The sequence below is a fragment of the Rhizobium sp. BT04 genome, from assembly GCF_030053135.1.
Taxonomy (GTDB): domain Bacteria; phylum Pseudomonadota; class Alphaproteobacteria; order Rhizobiales; family Rhizobiaceae; genus Rhizobium; species Rhizobium binxianense.
This window is the reverse complement of record NZ_CP125651.1, coordinates 388853-404655: the sequence shown is the minus strand read 5'-3', so window position 1 is coordinate 404655 and position 15803 is coordinate 388853. Positions and strand designations below refer to the sequence as shown.

Below are 15803 nucleotides of genomic sequence, written 5' to 3'. Positions count from 1 at the left end.
GAAGATGTTGAGCGGAGATCAAAAAAACGGCACAAAATTGCGCTTGGCGTTACGGGTGTGCCAGGGGGATGGATTCGAGCAGCCCGATGAGATTGGACCGGGTAGACGCGGGCCGGTCGCGCAGCGCCAGAACCAATTGCAGTTCGGTGGTCGAGATCGGGCTGTTCCTGTGCCAATCCATGGTGCCCCGCCCGAGCAGCAGCCAGTCGAGGGAGACATCCAAAAGGTGCGCGAGGGCGCAGGCGCTTTCGAGCGAGGTGTGACCGCCATTCTGCCAGCGCGAGACGGCGGCGACGGACACGTTCAGTTCGGCAGCGAGTGCGTGAACTTTCCGATACTTGCCGCGGGATATCGCCTCGCGAATGCGTTTGCCGCGTGCCAGGTCGTACGTCATCGGAATCCTCCCCGTGGTTGTATTGAACTTGACAGCCATTGAGGGCGCTCGGCCGATCAAATATCAGAAATCGCTTATGAAGGTGAAAGGCAAAGCGGGGCGCGGTCAATCTGGTGAAATATCCATATTGTCCGAGGCCGGTCTCCTGTTGTGAAACATCTAGAAGCATGGTCGCGCAAAGCTGTGCGGCGGTTTTGCGATCCCGACATGCGGAAAACCAAAGATCTCAAGCGCGGTCAGCGAATCTGAAAGATCACGGCACGCTTTTAGGATCGGGAGGGACGGAGATGTTGCGGATACTCACCAGGGACATGCTCGAGACTGAGCCGCATGCATTCGATCAAATGTTTCGGGCACGCGCCGCCGTTTTTCGCGATCGTCTGGGATGGCAGGTCGATGTCAGGGACCAGTGGGAAAGGGACCGTTACGATGAGGCGGAAGATCCCGTATATCTCGTCACGCAACGGCCTTCCGGCACGCTGACGGGTTCGCTGCGCCTGCTGCCGACCACGGGAGCGACGATGCTCAAAAGCGAGTTCCGGCATTTCTTCGATGAGCCTATCGACGTCGATAGCCCGACGACTTGGGAATGTACCCGCTTTTGCCTTCATCCGCTTGCCGGACACATCGATCAATCGCGCACAGTCGCCACGGAACTGCTCTCCGGGCTTTGCGATCTTGCGCTCGACACCGGTATCGAAAGCATCGTCGGCGTCTATGATGTCGCGATGGTCGGGGTGTACCGCAGGATCGGCTGGAGGCCGACGCCGCTTGCCCGATCCCGGCCCGAAATCGGCAAGCTGTATGTCGGCCTATGGGATGTGACGGCGGAAAATTGTCGGACACTTCGGGCCAACCTGTCCCGACTTCTGGAGCAAGCCTCTCCCTTTCCTGACAGAGCCCTTGTCGATGGCGACATGCGGTAAGCGCGGTCGCTGTCCCATCGCTCAGCAGTGGAATGATCTCGTCAGCTCTTAACCCATTCTTCATCTCGCGGCATGGTTGCTATAAAATAATGCTGTTCCCGGTAGTCGCGAAATGTTATTTCTGCGGGCGGTCAGGGAATCACGCAATCACGAGTCCATCTCATGCTGAGCAGTTCTCGTTTTTTCTATAGTTTGGACCGGATCTCCGCATCGCCGACATTGCGGGATCTGGAAACGACGCTGGACGAAGTTCGCCATATTTATGCGATATCGCACATGGTTTTGCATGTGACGCGCTCCTCGGGGGCGGCGGCCAGCAATCCATTGCTGATGCTGACCTACCCGCCCGAATGGGTAAAACAATATCTCGACCGGGACTATTTCAGCATCGATCCCGTCGTACGCCTCGGCCGGAGGGGCTTCTTGCCGGTGGAATGGTCCGCGTCGAAATGGGATTCAGGCCGGGCCTACGGCTTCTTCAAGGAGGCCATGGCCTTCGGTATCGGCCGGCAAGGCGTGACCCTGCCGGTGCGGGGACCTCAAGGGGAGCGATCGCTGTTTACGGTCACGTCCAATCATCCCGATGCCTATTGGCGGCAATTCCGCATGGACAGTATGCGCGACCTCCAGTTTCTCGCCCACCATCTCCACGACAGGGCCATGGTTCTGTCGGGCCTGAGAAAAATGGCCGATATTCCGCAATTGTCCGGCCGCGAACTGCAATGTCTTGAAATGACGGCCAGCGGGCTGATGGCAAAGCAGATCTGCGCCCGCCTGTCCATTTCGGTAAGCGCGGTGCAACTCTATCTCGCCTCGGCACGCCGCAAGCTGACCGTCGCCACGACGACTGAAGCAGTCGCCAAAGCCACGGCGCTCGAATTGATATGAGCATGGGGATCGCGGTTCAGCGTCTGCCTCTCGTGCGCGTCGCCAGAACATTGCGGATCGAGAAGCTGGAATGAATCCTGAGGACGCCGGGCAGGGTCGATAGGATCTCCTTGTGGATCCGCTCGAACTCGCCGGCATTGGCGACCTCGACGCGCAGCAGATAGTCGGAACCGCCGGTCATCAGAAAACACTCGCGAATCTCGGGATGCCGGCGGACCGCCGCCTCGAAGCGATCGAGATGGTCCTCGGTCTGCCGCTCGAGGGTGATATTGATGATCACGGCGATCGTCTCGTCCGCATTGCCGGTGTCCACCAGCGCCGTATAGCCGCGGATCACGCCCGATTTTTCCATGATCTTGATGCGCCTGAGGCAGGCCGAAGGCGACAGTCCGATCTCGGCGGCGAGCCTGGCATTGCTCATACGCGCATCGAGGCGCAGCAGCCTCAGTATATTGCGATCGATGGCGTCGAGGCCAGACATGACGGATCATCCCAAATTTTTGTCGATTATGCGAAGAATATACGCTTGACGCAATAATCGGCTGCGAAATGATAGGCAATTTCGCTCGTTATTTCATACTCTCGCCTTTCATCCGACAAGCGGCCGGGAAGGGCGGAGATGGACGGCGATATTTTGGTTTCTCGCACACACACGGCGACGATCAAGCAGGGAGCCACAGGCTATCTGACGATCGATCTTGCGGCACTCGGCCGTAATTATCGCAAGCTGGCATCGATGCTGGCGCCGGTTCGCGCAGGCTCTGTCGTCAAGGCCGATGCCTATGGCCTCGGCGCCGAACGGGTTGCGGCAACGCTCTATGGCGAAGGTTGCCGGCACTTCTTCGTCGCCCAGTTCGTCGAGGCCGTAAGGCTGCGGCCAACGCTTGCCCATGATGCCCAGATTTTCGTGCTGAATGGCTTGCAGCCGGGCAACGAGATCGCCTGTGCCGAGATGGGTATCGTCCCGGTTCTCAATTCGCTGGCCCAGTGGCGGCAATGGTCGACGACGGCGCGCATGCTGAAGCGCTGCCTGCCGGCCGTCCTGCAGTTCGACACCGGCATGTCGCGGCTCGGCTTTCCCCGGGAAGAACGAGCCGAGCTTGCGGCGGCCCTTAGCGACGGCACCAATCTCGAAATCCTGTTCATCATGAGCCATCTGGCGTCGGCCGACGACATGGAGAGCGAACAGAACGCCGAGCAATTTGCCGAGATGTCCTGCATCGCCGACGAATTTCCGGGCTTCGACATATCCTTCGCCAATTCCGGCGGCGTCTTCCTCGGCGATGCCTATCACGGCGTGCTCGCCCGGCCCGGCATCGCGCTTTATGGCGGTGCCCCGAACGCCGGCGAGAAGAACCCGATGGAGCCGGTCGTCAGTCTCGACGTTGCCGTCGTGCAGACGCGCACCGTGCCATTCGGCGCGAAAGTCGGCTATGGCGGTGCGCACGTCACGCAACGGGAAATGCGTCTCGCCACCATTGCCGCCGGCTATGCCGATGGCCTGCCGAGGTCGCTGGGCGACCGCGGCGCCGTCTATTTCGATGGCATCCGCCTGCCGATCGTCGGCCGCGTGTCGATGGACAGCGCGACCGTCGATATCTCGGCACTGCCCGAAGGCGCCTTGACGCTGGGCAGCCTGGTCGAGGTGCTCGGCCCGAACCAGACGCTGGAAGACGTCGGCAGGGATGCCGGAACGATATCTTACGAAATCCTAACCGGTCTGGGCGATCGTTACGACAGGCAATATTGCTGAGAGCCCGGCGGCTCTATCATTGGGGACATCATGAAAGTCATCGTTCTGGGTGCCGGCATCGTCGGCGTCACATCCGCCTACCAGCTGGCCAAATCAGGCCATGAGGTCACCGTCGTCGACCGGCAGAAGGGGCCGGCGCTGGAGACGAGCTTTGCCAATGCGGGCGAAGTCTCGTTCGGCTATTGCTCGCCATGGGCAGCCCCCGGCATTCCGGCGAAGGCGATGAAATGGCTGTTCATGAAACATGCGCCGCTCATCCTGCGCCCGAAATTGGACATGGCGATGCTCTCCTGGATGGCGAGGATGCTGTCGAACTGCACGTCCGAGCGCTACGCGATCAACAAGAGCCGCATGCTGCAGCTTGCCGACTACAGCCGCATCGCGCTGGCCGAGCTTCGCACGGAGACCGGCATCGCCTATGACGAACGCATGCAGGGAACGCTGCAGCTGTTCCGCACGCAGCAGCAGCTCGACGCCTCGGCAAAGGATGTCAAGGCGCTGGCGGCCGACGGTATTCCCTATGAGGTGCTGGACCGGGACGGCTGCATCCGCGTCGAACCGGCGCTGAGGCACGTGCGCGACAAGATCGTCGGCGGTCTGCTGACGCCGAAGGACGAAACCGGCGACTGCTTCAAGTTCACCAATGCGCTGGCCGCCAAAGCCGAGGCGCTCGGCGTCCGCTTCGCTTACGGGACGACGATCAAGGCGCTGGATGTGGAGGCCGGCCGCGTGCGCGGCGTCATCACCGACCGCGAGCGGATGAGCGCCGACGCGGTGGTGGTCGCGCTCGGCAGCTATTCGCCGCTGCTGCTCAAGCCGTTCGGCATCAGGCTGCCGGTCTATCCGGTCAAGGGTTATTCGCTGACCATCCCGATCAATGATGCGTCCCGCGCACCGGAATCGACCGTCATGGACGAAACCTACAAGATCGCGATCACCCGGCTCGGCGATCGCATCCGAGTCGGCGGCATGGCCGAGATATCAGGCTATACCAACGATCTCGGGCTGGCTCGGCGCAGCACGCTCGAACATTCGGTCACCGATCTTTTCCCCGGCGGCGATGTTTCCAAGGCTTCCTTCTGGTCCGGCCTGCGCCCGATGACGCCGGATGGCACGCCGGTGATCGGCCCGACGAAAATCAGCGGTCTGTTTCTCAATACCGGCCACGGCACGCTGGGCTGGACGATGAGCACCGGTTCGGCGCGGCTTATCGGCGACCTCGTCAGCGGCGCCAAGCCGCAAATCGACGCGCGGGATCTCGCCGTCAGCCGATACGGCTGAAACTGTCCGGCCGGCGCCAAAGGAAAGCATATATTTCTTGAAAGTGAGTCGTGTCGGCGGCCGGATGGTTCCGTCGGCGATGGAGCAAATGCCCGATCGCCGACGAGCGAGACGCCGGACGCAGCTCTATGCCGCGCGCTTCAGCGCATCGCCGAGCGTCGAGACGATCGTGTCGATCTGGCCTTTCTCGATGATGAGCGGCGGCGACAGCGCGATGATGTCGCCGGTCACCCGGATCAGCAGGCCCTTGTTGAAGCAGTCGACGAAGACGTCGTAGCCGCGTGTTCCCGGTGCCCCGTCACGGGGCGCCAGTTCGACCGCGCCGACCAGGCCGAGATTGCGGATGTCGACGACATGAGGCAGGCCTTTCAGCGAATGCAGGCCGTCCTGCCAGTGGTCGGCAAGCTCGGACGCGCGGGTCAGCAGGCCTTCCTCCTCGTAGATTTCGAGGGTGGCGACGCCGGCGGCGCAGGCGACCGGATGGCCGGAATAGGTATAGCCGTGGAAGAGCTCGATGGCATTTTCCGGCCCGACCATCAGGCCGTCATAGACCTTGCGGCTGGCAAAGACCGCGCCCATGGGGATCGCGCCGTTGGTGAGGCCCTTGGCCGTGGTGACGAGATCGGGCACGACGCCGAAATAGTCCACCGCGAAAGGCGTGCCGAGACGGCCGAAGCCGGTAATGACCTCGTCGAAAATCAGCAGGATGCCGTATTTGTCGGCAGTGGCGCGCAGCTTTTCCAGATAGCCCTTCGGCGGCAGGACCACGCCCGCCGATCCCGACATCGGCTCGACGATGACGGCGGCGATGGTTTCGGCACCGTGCAGCTGCACCAGGCGTTCGAGATCGTCGGCAAGTTCCACGCCGTGCGCGGGAAGCCCCTTCGAGAACGCATTGCGCTCGACGTCGAGCGTGTGGCGCATATGGTCGGCCGGTATTTGCGGGAAGACCCGCCGGTTGTTGACGAGGCCGCCGACGGAAATGCCGCCGAAGCCGACGCCATGATACCCTTTTTCGCGCCCGATGATCCGCGTGCGCGTGCCCTGGCCGATCGCACGCTGGTATGCGATGGCGATCTTCAGCGCCGTATCGACCGATTCCGAGCCGGAGCCGGTGAAGAAGACCCGGTCGAGCTTGGCTTCCGGGCCGCCCGGCGCGTTCGCCGCCAGTTTGGCGGCGAAGTCGAAGGCGATCGGATGGCCCATCTGGAAGGTCGGGGCATAGTCGAGCGTCGCAAGCTGCCGCTCGACCGCCTGGGCGATCTTCTTGCGGCCGTGGCCGGCATTGCAGCACCAGAGCCCGGCCGTGCCGTCAAGAACCTGATTTCCATCGACGTCGGTGTAATACATGCCCTCAGCGGCTGCCAGAAGGCGCGGCGTTGCTTTGAATTGCCGGTTCGCGGTGAACGGCATCCAGAAATTATCGAGCACGGGCGCGTTCGTGTTGCTGATCTGGTCCATCCTGGCCTCCTATGGTCGGCGCCGAGAATGGCAATTTCCATCCGTCAAACAAGTCCTTTTCTTTGCTGGTGCAAGTGATTGAAATTAAATGGATGAATATATAACATTTTCGATATTCTGAACAACACAAACGGACCGCACCATGTCAGTCGATATCGGCAGCCGCCTTCGCCATCTCCGTATCGCCCACAAGCTTTCCCAGCGTGAGCTCGCCAAACGGACGGGCGTGCCCAATTCGACGATTTCGCTGATCGAATCGAACGCCTCCAACCCCTCGGTCGGGGCCTTGAAACGAATTCTCGACGGCATCCCCATTGGGCTGGCGGAATTCTTCGCCTTCGAGCCCGAGCGTCCAAGGAAGGCCTTCTATGCGGCCGAGGAACTGGTGGAGATCGGCAAGGGCGCCATCTCCTACAGGCAGGTTGGGGAGAACCTGTTCGGGCGCAGCCTGCAAATCCTCAAGGAATGTTACCAGCCGGGCGCCGATACCGGAAAGATTCCGCTTGTTCACGAGGGGGAGGAGGGCGGGATCGTCCTCTCGGGAAGGCTCGAGGTGACCGTCGATGACGAGCGGCGGATCCTCGGACCGGGTGATGCCTACTATTTTGAAAGCAGGCGCCCGCACCGCTTCCGCTGCGTCGGGCCGGTGCCTTGCGAAGTCATCAGCGCCTGCACGCCGCCGACTTTCTAGTTCCTGCCCTCGATCCGGGCAAGTACGCCGTCGAGGGCGGCGGTCAGTGCGGCAAGGCCGCCCCTCTTATCGAAGTCTGAGAAAACCTGCTCGTTCAGCCCGCCCTTGGTCGCGAATTCGCGGCTCAGCGCGCTGAACGGTTCGTTGCCGGGGCTGTTCGCCTTCTGCGCCAGGCTTGCGAAGAGCGGGGCGATGTAAGCCTGTCCCTTCGTCCTTTCGAGCCCGCCTCCTTCCAGCCAGACGGTAACCTGCTCCATGATGCCGAAATAGGTCGACATGACGGCGCTCGCGGCTGCGAGAAGATCGTATTCCTTCCTCGACTGGCATTGCACAGCCGTTCCGAGCGCATCGAACAGCGCTGCAACGGCGGTATCGGGCGGATAGACGGCGGTCACCCCTTGCCGCCTTGCGACGAAGGGCAGGGGGATCGCCTGGACGAGATGCACGTCGGCGCCGATCCAGTCGAGCAGCGCCTGACGCTCCGTCGCCGCCACGACGCTGACGATCCTCTGGCCGGCCTTAAACGAAAGCCCTCGCACGACCTCCTCGGCGACCTGTGGCCGTATTGCCAGGAACACCATGTCGCTGCGATCGACGACGTCCTGGTTGTCCTCGGCAACCCTCACGGCAGCAAATTCGTCTGCCAGTGTCGCGGCGATGTGAGCGCTTCGTGGAGAAACGTGCATCGCGGAGGCATAGGCCGGCTCGGTGAGAAGCCCGCGAACCATTGCTTCGGTGATGGCGCCGGTGCCGACGAATCCAATGCTGTTGACGGTCATGTGATTACTCCGCAGCCCGCAGCGGGCCCAACGCGACATCGGTCGTGTAGTTCTCGCGCAGGAAGTTGATGGCGCGCGACGGCATCATCTCTTTCATGATGATCCTGCTTTCGTTTCGGAATTCAGATGTTTACAAGGCTGAGCCGTGAACATTCGACCGAACGGAAGGCTTCATGAAGCTCATGCGTCGCGCGCTCCTCGGGTCCATATGGGCCATGATCGGCTGGAAACCAACCCTGGGCAAGGAATCCAGCTCGGAATTCGGCGAAGAAACGACGACGCAGGAGGAAGCATCGTCGGTGACCCCTCGGCATGTCCTGTGTTTCCTCGGGCGGGATCGCGACCTGAGCCATCTCTCCGAGGCGGCATCGCAGGCGATCCGTGACTTTGCCACCGGATTCAGCATTGACGATGATTATTCGCAGGCCGAGCCGGACGACCGGATGAGCCGGTCGTTCGACGTCTGCTGGGATCGGGTCGAGCCCGATGCGTGGGATCAGGCGGACGAACAAGCCGTCGCCGGTCATCAATCCGTCCTCTACATCCTCGGGCCGAGCATGTCGCAGGCGGAGACGGTGAAGATTTCGATGCTGGCGCTTTGCCTCGTCGACCGCTTGATCGGCGCGGGGGCGGTTGCCGTGAAGGGTGAAAGTGCCGGTATCGCACATGGGCTCGATCGGTGGAGAGAGCTGATCCGGCAGGCAGACGCGGCGCAGAAGGCGGCCGACCGGCTTGCGGAGCAACGGATCGGCCGGCTGGCCTTTGCGAAGCGGCCGCTCTCTGCACGGGGGTATCTGGAGAGCGTCGGCTTCCATCTCGTCGGATTGCCGGAGGTCTATGTGCCTGAGACAGCCGGCAGCGAACGGGAGATCGTCGCCATCATCGATGCGGTCGCCGACGAGATCGCCGGTCGGGGACTCGAGCCGACGCTGAAGGAGCGTCGGGCAAGCCTCTCCTTCGATTCCACCTACGAAGTGGACGAGTTCAAGTTCAATCCATACGGCATCGTCAGGCTCGCCGAGTGAGCTGCGCCTCTCAATAGAGGCTATAGTGGTAATCGTAGCTGCGGAACCAGAGCCGTGGTTTCTTCGGCCCGTCGAAACTGAGCTGCAGCAGATTGCGCGGATGGGCGCTGTCGATGACCAGCTCGTCCTCGGTCTCGGGATAAGCGGCCTGGGACAGCGCGAAGCGCTGGAACACGTTGATGAGCGCGGCTTCCGCGCTTTTGGGTTGATAGTTGTCGTCGAGCAGCAGCTCGGGCTCGTCTATGTGCTCCTGATGCAGCCAGTACCACACACCCTCATTGGATGTGGCAGGCCGGGCGCCGGGATTGCCCTTATCGGCCCAGGTGTTGGGTGGCTCCCGCGGAGTGACCCCTGCCGGATCCCAGGCGAGGGCGCCAAACCCGTCGCCTACCTCCACGAACACCGCCACGCTGCGGTCGTAGCGAGCCCGTACGGTCTCCGGCAGCAAGGTATCCAATGCGGTCGGGCCGCCGTTGCGCGTATAACCCCAACCCTTCAGCAGCAATTCGCTCACCGTCCCGAGGTCCTGTGGCGCCAGGAAATAGGAGTCGTCGATCTGTATGTCCGCTTCGCCGAGCAGTTGCCGCAGCGGCGCCGGCAGTTGAACATGCAGACGCCGCTCCAACTGCTGGAAAGCCGCTTCCGCCGTCGTGCCGGCGGGCAGCCGGGGAGCGGCCACTTCCGCCAGTTCGGTTTTCTCTACAAAAGCCCGCACCCGTTCGATCAATGGCCGTGAGCCGTCATAGAGCGGAGTCGAAATCGGGGCCATGTCGCGTACGGTCCATGTTTTCGAGAACAATCCAGCCCGGCCGTCGGCGTCCCTCAGCGAGCCGCGCAGTTGCAGCCGCTTCAGTCCCCGCGGCAAGTCGAACACCACCGCCGGCAGCTTTTTCAAGCCGGGAAGCGTCGCTGTGTCGTCCAGCCGCGCCAGCACCTTGCCGTCCAGCAGGACGTCAGCGGTCAACTGCTCTCCGACCCCGAGCCAGGGGTGGATGCCAGCCCTGCCTTCGCGGCCTTCAGCGCTCTGCTGCGGTTGGTTCGTCGCGGCCGCAGGCATGCTGGCTCCAAATATTGCCGACAGTGCTGCCCATAGCCCTGTCAGAAAAGATCGCCGTTGCAGACTCTCGCTCATGCTCAATCCGTCTGCAGTTCCAGTGTCTTGGCAAGCTCCTCGTAAAGGCGGGCAGATCCCGCATTCTTCTCGGCGGCATATTTGGCGCCGACCAGCCGGGCTGCTTCGGCCGCGATGCGAAAGGCGTCTATCCGGTTCTGCGGATCGGACTCGGTCTGCCCGCCGATGTCGCCGTCGCTGAAACTGCCGGCTCTATATCCTTCGCTCAGATCGACGACGCCGATCTCGGGAACGCCGTCCTTCATCCGGCCGAAGAAGGCTGCTCCCGCCTTGTCGCCATCCCGGCGGCGCAGCATGCCTTCCCCGGACGCCTTGCCGTCGACGCAGGCGCCGATCCAGAAGGTCGGGCCGCTGGTCAGGGAGACCGGCGCGACGAATGTGCAATGGCTGCCCGGATCCTGCGTCCATTGCAGGTCTCCTGGTGCCGCACCGGCAGAGCCATGTGAACACAGCACGGTCGCCAGGGCGACCGGCGCGATGACCGGCAAGCGTCCCATGCCGCCGAAAACGCTTCTTGTCGTCACTTCATCTTCCTCGTCACTGAAGAGTTCTCGCATCGTTTGCGGCCATTGCGCTTCCTGCAGAAGGCCGATCCGCAATCAGCAAGCAATGCACCATTGCCGGCCCGGCGACAACTGGTCTGGTTGCCGCTGGCGTCCCGGTTGACAATTCGGCACACGCCGCGTATCAATTATTACATTAAGTAAGAATGAAATCGCTGGGAGGGCGGCGTTGTGAGGCTTGCGAGGAGTCGCCAGGAGACGCGCGCTGCCGTCTTGAATTATGTCTGGAAGAAGAAAGGCAGCTTTCGCACCGATATTGCTGACAATGTGGGCCTTACAGAGGCAAGCGTCTCGCGCATCGTCTCGGAATTGCGCTCTGAGGGCGTGCTCTCCGAAAAGCGGCAGCCTGCGGAATATCCCGGTGGTCCCAGCGCAATTCTTACTTTAAGCAAAAATCGTTATCTCGGCGCTTTGGAAGTCTCGAGCAATCGTGTCCATGCAGGTGTCGCCACCCTGGCCGGCGACCGTGTGTTCTCGGAGCGGTTCGATCTGAAAGACGGCGCGTCGGCGGAAGCGGTATCGCAAGTCATCGGAACCGCCGTCGCCGCCTTGGCCGATTGTGCCGAGCGTTCGCGGTTGCAGCTCCATCTCGTCGGTGTCTCGGTTCCCGGTTACGATCCGCGCCGGGCGGCAAATCCGATCGTGATGCTCAATCCTTCCGAGACCCTGGAAAGGCTCGATGCAAGTTTTCCCGGCGTACCTGTCGAGATCGCCAATTCCATTGTCGCCCGGGCCATCAATCAGCGGCTAACGCTGGGAACGGCCGGCGTGAGCGACGATTACCTCTATGTTTTCGCCGGTCATGGCGTGGCGGCTGCCCTTGTCAGCGAATTCTGGGGCAATGGCGAGGTCACGACATGCGAGATCGGGCATATGGTCATGGACCCGAAGGGTCCGCAATGCCGCTGCGGTCACTTCGGATGCCTCGAAGCCTATCTGTCGACAAGCGCCATCGCGCCGCGGCTGAAGATCGACGAAGTGGAGCTTCTGGCCCTCGGTGATGCCTGGCCGCAGAGGGTTCCGATCAGCGAGAAGACCGGCGCGGATCTCAATGCCCGACTGTCCCGGCTCGGCATGGCGATCGGCAACGCTCTGAACCTCGTCAGAACGCGGCGCGTCTTCCTGGGTGGATGGCCCGCAAATCTCGGCGAGGCCGGACGGGCGTCGATTCTGGCCGGCATCGATAGCTGCCTGCTCGGCGGAGCCGGCTCCGTCGTGCTGAATTTCGTTCAGTCCGAACTGGGAAGTGAGCCTGCGGCCGCCCTGTCGCTGGCCACATTCGGTTACCTGAAGCGCGGAGCCCAACCCGCTCAGGAGGAGGAGAACGTCCTGGCGCAGGCCGGAACGGAAAGCATGAACCCTTAACACTGTGGGAGGAACCAACATGAAATCTCTGAAATTGACCGGCGCGCTTCTGGCGCTGGCGATGGCCCTTGCGTCGGGAACCGCACTTGCCGCCGACACCTTGCGGATCAAGCCATCGGGCGACGTCAAAGCGCTCGATCCCCATCTGGGTTCGGATTCGATGGCGCGAAACTACGGCTACATGGTCTACGACACGCTGTTCGCCATGGATGCGTCGCTCGCCGTCAAGCCGCAGATGGTCGATACCTGGTCGAAATCCGACGATGGAAAGACCTACACGTTCACGCTGAGAGAAGCGCTCAAGTTCAGCGACGGAAGCCCGGTGACGTCGGCCGACGTCATTGCCTCGCTGAAGCGCTGGAGTGCAAACGACAGCCTCGGCCAGCAACTCGTCGCCAAGGGCGCCAATTGGACCGCTCAGGACGATCGTCGCTTCACGCTCACTCTGTCGGAAAGCTGGGGTCTGGTGCTCGATGCGCTGGGGAAGGCCGGTGCTCCCGTGCCTTTCATCATGCCTGCGCGCATTGCCGATGCCACGCCTGCGAACGAAGCGGTCAAGGACCACACCGGTTCCGGGCCTTTCATCTTCCTCGCCGATGAATGGGTTCCAGGCGCAAAACTGGCATTTGCGAAGAACCCCTATTACGTGCCGCGCAGCGAGGAGGCGAGCGGCCTGTCCGGCGGCAAGGTCGTCAAGATCGACCGCGTCGAATGGATGATCATTCCGGATCAGCAGACGGCGCTCGATGCCCTGCGCAAGGGCGAGATCGATATCGACGAGGATCTCGCGGCCGATCTCATTCCGCTTGCCAAGGAGGCAGAGGGCGTTGCCGTGGCGAACCAGGATGATATCGGCGTCGCGCAGCAGATCCGCCTGAACACGATCCAGCCGCCGTTCAACAATCCTCTGCTGCGCAAGGCGTTGCTGACGGCGGTCAACGGCGATGACTTCCTCGCCGCCGTCATCACGGATGCTTCGCTCGGCAAGGCGTGCCAGTCCTTCTATTCGTGCTCTTCCCCCTACGTGACCAAAGCCGGGTTCCCCACACCGGACCTGGAAAAGGCCCGCGCCCTGGTGGCCGAGAGCGGTTATGACGGCACGCCCGCGGTGTTGCTGGACGCGACCGAAAACGCCAATATCCATGCCTTCGTCACCGTGACCGACCAGCTCTTGAAGGACATCGGCATCAAGACGCGCGTGGAGGCCATGGACTGGGCCACCGTTACCAGCCGCCGCCAGAGCAAGGAGCCGGTCGACAAGGGGGGCTGGTCGATCTTCATTTCCGGTCCGGGCGGGCTCGACTTTCTGGAGCCGGTCGGTCACCTCGGCCTGCGCTCGAACTGCGAGAAGGCCTGGTTCGGCTGGCCTTGCGATGAGCAGATCGAAACCATGCGCACGCAGTTCGCAGGTCTCACCGACCAGGCGCAGCGCAAAACGCTGGCCGAAAAAATCCAGCTGCGGGCCGTTGAGACCGTGCCTTACGTTCCGATCGGCAGCCAATACCAGATCCGCGCCTATCGGGACAATCTGACCGGCATCCTCACGCCTCCGGCCCCGGTCTACTGGAATATAGCGCGGAAGTAACGCGAAGCGGAGGGCGCCGGAACAGGCGCCCTCCCGATCCCCGCAGTGATCGTTCGGTTAAGCCAAGACGGCTGCGCGCATATTCGCGGCCCGCGCGCACTCTCCTTCAAGGATGGGAGGAAAACATGATCAGTTTTGCCATCAGACGTGTGCTGTCGACCGTTCCGGTCATGCTGTTCGTCGCCTTCTTCGTCTTCAGTCTGCTCTACCTGGCTCCGGGCGATCCGGCCGCATTGATCGCCGGAGACCAGGCATCCGCGGCGGAGATCGCGCGCATCCGCGAAAACCTCGGTTTGGACGAGCCGATGCTGGTGCGCTTCCTGGAGTGGATAGCGCATGTGCTGCGGGGAGACCTCGGCGTATCGATCTTCTCCCGGCTGCCCGTTTCGACGCTCATCGCCCAACGGCTGGAGCCGACCTTGTCGCTCATGGGGCTCACGCTGGTCATGTCGGTTGCGATCGCGGTTCCGCTCGGCGTCCTGGCAGCGGCGCGGCAGGGGACGTGGGTCGACCGGCTGGTCATGGCGATTGCCGTATTCGGCTTCTCCGTGCCGGTCTTCGTCATCGGCTATCTCTTGAGCTATGTCTTCGCCATCCGGCTCGATCTGCTGCCGGTGCAGGGTTATTCTCCCCTGGCCGGCGGTTTCCTGCCTTTCCTTCGAAATCTCATCCTGCCGGCGACGGCGCTGTCCTGCGTCTATATCGCCTTGATCGCCCGCATCACCAGGACGTCGATGATCGATGTGCTCTCGCAGGACTATATCCGTACGGCGCGTGCCAAGGGCCTGAGCCCGACCCCCGTTCTTTTTCTGCACGCACTCAAAAACGCGTCCGTGCCTATAGTGACCGTGATCGGCATCGGCATCGCCATGCTGATTGGCGGCGCCGTTGTGACCGAGACCGTTTTTGCCATTCCCGGGGTCGGCCGCCTCGTGGTCGATGCGATTCTGCGGCGCGACTATCCCGTCATCCAGGGTGTCGTGCTGCTGTTCAGCATGGGCTACGTGCTGATCAATCTCGGCATCGATCTTCTCTACACGCTACTTGATCCGAGGGTGCGCTACTGATGAGCACGGATATCCTGGAACTCGGCCAACTGCCGGATCTCTTTCCACAGCCGCGGCAATATGGACGCTTTCGCAGGCTGCTGCACAAGCACCCGACGATCGTCATCGGCGGCGGGCTCCTGCTGCTGCTCGTCGCTGCCGCGATTCTCGCGCCGCTGCTGGGAACCGTCGATCCGGAATTCGTGTCGCCGATAAAGCGAAACCGCGAGCCGTCGCTGATGTTCTGGTTCGGCACCGACACGCTCGGCCGCGACCTTTATTCGCGCGTTCTCTACGGCGCCAGGGTCTCGTTGTTCGTGGGCTTCTGCGTGGCCGCATGCGCGACATTCCTGGGACTTGCGACAGGACTGGCCGCCGGCGCCTACCGGCGGCTCGACTCTGTCGTGATGCGGATCATGGACGGGCTGATGTCGATCCCGCCCATCCTGCTCGCCATCGCGCTGATGGCGGCTACGGGCGGTTCGGTCGGCAATGTGATCATGGCCATCACCATCGCCGAATTTCCGCGCATGAGCCGCCTAGTGCGCGGCCTCGTGCTCTCCATCCGTGAACAGCCCTTTGTGGACGGCGCAATCGCCTCGGGCTGTTCCATGCCGCGGATTGTGCTGTGGCACATCCTTCCCAACACGCTCGGGCCGGTCATGGTCCAGGCGACCTACATCTGCTCCGCGGCCATGATCACCGAAGCGGCCTTGTCCTTTATCGGCGCGGGCACCCCGCCTTCGGTTCCGAGCTGGGGCGGCATCATGAACGAAGGCCGGATGCTCTGGCAGCTCAAGCCCTACATCATCCTGTTTCCCGCGGCATTTCTTTCGATCACGGTCCTGGCGGTGAACCTGCTGGGAGACGGTCTTCGCGATGCCTTCGATCCGCGTGCCGCCAATAGGACGTGA

At 62.2% G+C, this 15803-nt stretch carries 16 protein-coding genes; 10 read left to right on the top strand and 6 right to left on the bottom strand.

Annotation, left to right across the window (positions count from 1 at the left end; all coding sequences use genetic code 11):
- Nucleotides 1-49: 49 nt before the first annotated feature.
- Nucleotides 50-394: a helix-turn-helix transcriptional regulator gene (locus QMO82_RS07130; protein ID WP_183609818.1), complete on the bottom strand. Its 345-nt coding sequence runs from the start codon at nt 392-394 to the stop codon at nt 50-52.
- 287 nt (nt 395-681) lie between these two features.
- Between QMO82_RS07130 and QMO82_RS07125 the strand changes: the two genes are divergently transcribed.
- Together QMO82_RS07125 and QMO82_RS07120 are read left to right on the top strand one after the other, a co-directional pair.
- Nucleotides 682-1320 carry an acyl-homoserine-lactone synthase gene (locus QMO82_RS07125; RefSeq protein ID WP_183609819.1) on the top strand — a complete coding sequence of 213 codons (639 nt, stop codon included), beginning with the start codon at nt 682-684 and terminating at the stop codon, nt 1318-1320.
- Between the two features lie 162 nt (nt 1321-1482).
- Complete coding sequence (locus tag QMO82_RS07120; RefSeq protein WP_183609820.1) at nt 1483-2208, top strand: LuxR family transcriptional regulator; 726 nt, start codon at nt 1483-1485, stop codon at nt 2206-2208.
- Between the two features lie 16 nt (nt 2209-2224).
- Here QMO82_RS07120 and QMO82_RS07115 read toward each other — a convergent pair whose 3' ends face one another.
- A complete protein-coding gene (locus tag QMO82_RS07115; protein WP_183609821.1) occupies nt 2225-2689 on the bottom strand; it encodes an Lrp/AsnC family transcriptional regulator in 465 nt (154 codons plus the stop codon).
- Nucleotides 2690-2827: 138 nt separating this feature from the next.
- Here QMO82_RS07115 and alr point away from each other — a divergent pair, with 138 nt between their 5' ends.
- On the top strand, nt 2828-3961 hold the full coding sequence (alr, locus tag QMO82_RS07110) for an alanine racemase (RefSeq protein ID WP_183609822.1): 1134 nt from the start codon (nt 2828-2830) through the stop codon (nt 3959-3961).
- Nucleotides 3962-3991: 30 nt separating this feature from the next.
- The gene (locus tag QMO82_RS07105; protein ID WP_183609823.1) at nt 3992-5242 is read left to right on the top strand and encodes a D-amino acid dehydrogenase; all 1251 of its coding nucleotides are present in this window, start codon (nt 3992-3994) and stop codon (nt 5240-5242) included.
- Between the two features lie 126 nt (nt 5243-5368).
- Here QMO82_RS07105 and QMO82_RS07100 read toward each other — a convergent pair whose 3' ends face one another.
- The gene (locus QMO82_RS07100; protein ID WP_183609824.1) at nt 5369-6703 is read right to left on the bottom strand and encodes an aspartate aminotransferase family protein; all 1335 of its coding nucleotides are present in this window, start codon (nt 6701-6703) and stop codon (nt 5369-5371) included.
- A gap of 142 nt (nt 6704-6845) precedes the next feature.
- Between QMO82_RS07100 and QMO82_RS07095 the strand changes: the two genes are divergently transcribed.
- A complete protein-coding gene (locus tag QMO82_RS07095; protein ID WP_064844805.1) occupies nt 6846-7394 on the top strand; it encodes a cupin domain-containing protein in 549 nt (182 codons plus the stop codon).
- On the opposite strand, the gene QMO82_RS07090 is transcribed toward QMO82_RS07095, so the two are convergent.
- Nucleotides 7391-8173: a pyrroline-5-carboxylate reductase gene (locus tag QMO82_RS07090; protein WP_183609825.1), complete on the bottom strand. Its 783-nt coding sequence runs from the start codon at nt 8171-8173 to the stop codon at nt 7391-7393. The genes QMO82_RS07095 and QMO82_RS07090 overlap by 4 nt on opposite strands.
- Before the next feature lie 173 nt (nt 8174-8346).
- Here QMO82_RS07090 and QMO82_RS07085 point away from each other — a divergent pair, with 173 nt between their 5' ends.
- Nucleotides 8347-9198 carry a hypothetical protein gene (locus QMO82_RS07085; protein ID WP_183609826.1) on the top strand — a complete coding sequence of 284 codons (852 nt, stop codon included), beginning with the start codon at nt 8347-8349 and terminating at the stop codon, nt 9196-9198.
- Nucleotides 9199-9208: 10 nt separating this feature from the next.
- On the opposite strand, the gene QMO82_RS07080 is transcribed toward QMO82_RS07085, so the two are convergent.
- A complete protein-coding gene (locus tag QMO82_RS07080; protein WP_183609827.1) occupies nt 9209-10255 on the bottom strand; it encodes a hypothetical protein in 1047 nt (348 codons plus the stop codon).
- Between the two features lie 77 nt (nt 10256-10332).
- Entirely contained in the window at nt 10333-10854 is a 522-nt protein-coding gene (locus QMO82_RS07075; RefSeq protein WP_272784377.1) for a hypothetical protein, read from the bottom strand.
- 252 nt (nt 10855-11106) lie between these two features.
- On the opposite strand from QMO82_RS07075, the gene QMO82_RS07070 reads away from it, so the two are divergent.
- The 4 genes from QMO82_RS07070 to QMO82_RS07055 all read left to right on the top strand — a co-directional run bounded on the left by QMO82_RS07070 (nt 11107) and on the right by QMO82_RS07055 (nt 15803).
- Complete coding sequence (locus tag QMO82_RS07070; protein WP_183609828.1) at nt 11107-12258, top strand: ROK family transcriptional regulator; 1152 nt, start codon at nt 11107-11109, stop codon at nt 12256-12258.
- A gap of 19 nt (nt 12259-12277) precedes the next feature.
- On the top strand, nt 12278-13843 hold the full coding sequence (locus QMO82_RS07065) for an ABC transporter substrate-binding protein (RefSeq protein WP_183609829.1): 1566 nt from the start codon (nt 12278-12280) through the stop codon (nt 13841-13843).
- A gap of 125 nt (nt 13844-13968) precedes the next feature.
- Nucleotides 13969-14910, top strand: coding sequence for an ABC transporter permease (locus QMO82_RS07060; protein WP_183609830.1), 942 nt, complete (start codon nt 13969-13971; stop codon nt 14908-14910).
- Nucleotides 14910-15803 (top strand): ABC transporter permease, encoded by an 894-nt coding sequence (locus tag QMO82_RS07055; protein WP_183609831.1) that lies wholly within the window; start codon nt 14910-14912, stop codon nt 15801-15803. Before QMO82_RS07060 ends, QMO82_RS07055 begins: the two co-directional genes overlap by 1 nt.

Bases quoted from the DNA above. Each gene is read 5' to 3' on its own strand.
- QMO82_RS07105 (WP_183609823.1), top strand. From the start codon at position 3,992: ATGAAAGTCATCGTTCTGGGTGCCGGCATCGTCGGCGTCACATCCGCC.
- QMO82_RS07090 (WP_183609825.1), bottom strand. From the start codon at position 8,173: ATGACCGTCAACAGCATTGGATTCGTCGGCACCGGCGCCATCACCGAA.
- QMO82_RS07080 (WP_183609827.1), bottom strand. From the start codon at position 10,255: ATGCCTGCGGCCGCGACGAACCAACCGCAGCAGAGCGCTGAAGGCCGC.
- QMO82_RS07120 (WP_183609820.1), top strand. From the start codon at position 1,483: ATGCTGAGCAGTTCTCGTTTTTTCTATAGTTTGGACCGGATCTCCGCA.
- QMO82_RS07060 (WP_183609830.1), top strand. From the start codon at position 13,969: ATGATCAGTTTTGCCATCAGACGTGTGCTGTCGACCGTTCCGGTCATG.
- QMO82_RS07130 (WP_183609818.1), bottom strand. From the start codon at position 394: ATGACGTACGACCTGGCACGCGGCAAACGCATTCGCGAGGCGATATCC.
- QMO82_RS07055 (WP_183609831.1), top strand. From the start codon at position 14,910: ATGAGCACGGATATCCTGGAACTCGGCCAACTGCCGGATCTCTTTCCA.
- QMO82_RS07125 (WP_183609819.1), top strand. From the start codon at position 682: ATGTTGCGGATACTCACCAGGGACATGCTCGAGACTGAGCCGCATGCA.
- QMO82_RS07095 (WP_064844805.1), top strand. From the start codon at position 6,846: ATGTCAGTCGATATCGGCAGCCGCCTTCGCCATCTCCGTATCGCCCAC.
- alr (WP_183609822.1), top strand. From the start codon at position 2,828: ATGGACGGCGATATTTTGGTTTCTCGCACACACACGGCGACGATCAAG.
- QMO82_RS07085 (WP_183609826.1), top strand. From the start codon at position 8,347: ATGAAGCTCATGCGTCGCGCGCTCCTCGGGTCCATATGGGCCATGATC.
- QMO82_RS07065 (WP_183609829.1), top strand. From the start codon at position 12,278: ATGAAATCTCTGAAATTGACCGGCGCGCTTCTGGCGCTGGCGATGGCC.
- QMO82_RS07100 (WP_183609824.1), bottom strand. From the start codon at position 6,703: ATGGACCAGATCAGCAACACGAACGCGCCCGTGCTCGATAATTTCTGG.
- QMO82_RS07115 (WP_183609821.1), bottom strand. From the start codon at position 2,689: ATGTCTGGCCTCGACGCCATCGATCGCAATATACTGAGGCTGCTGCGC.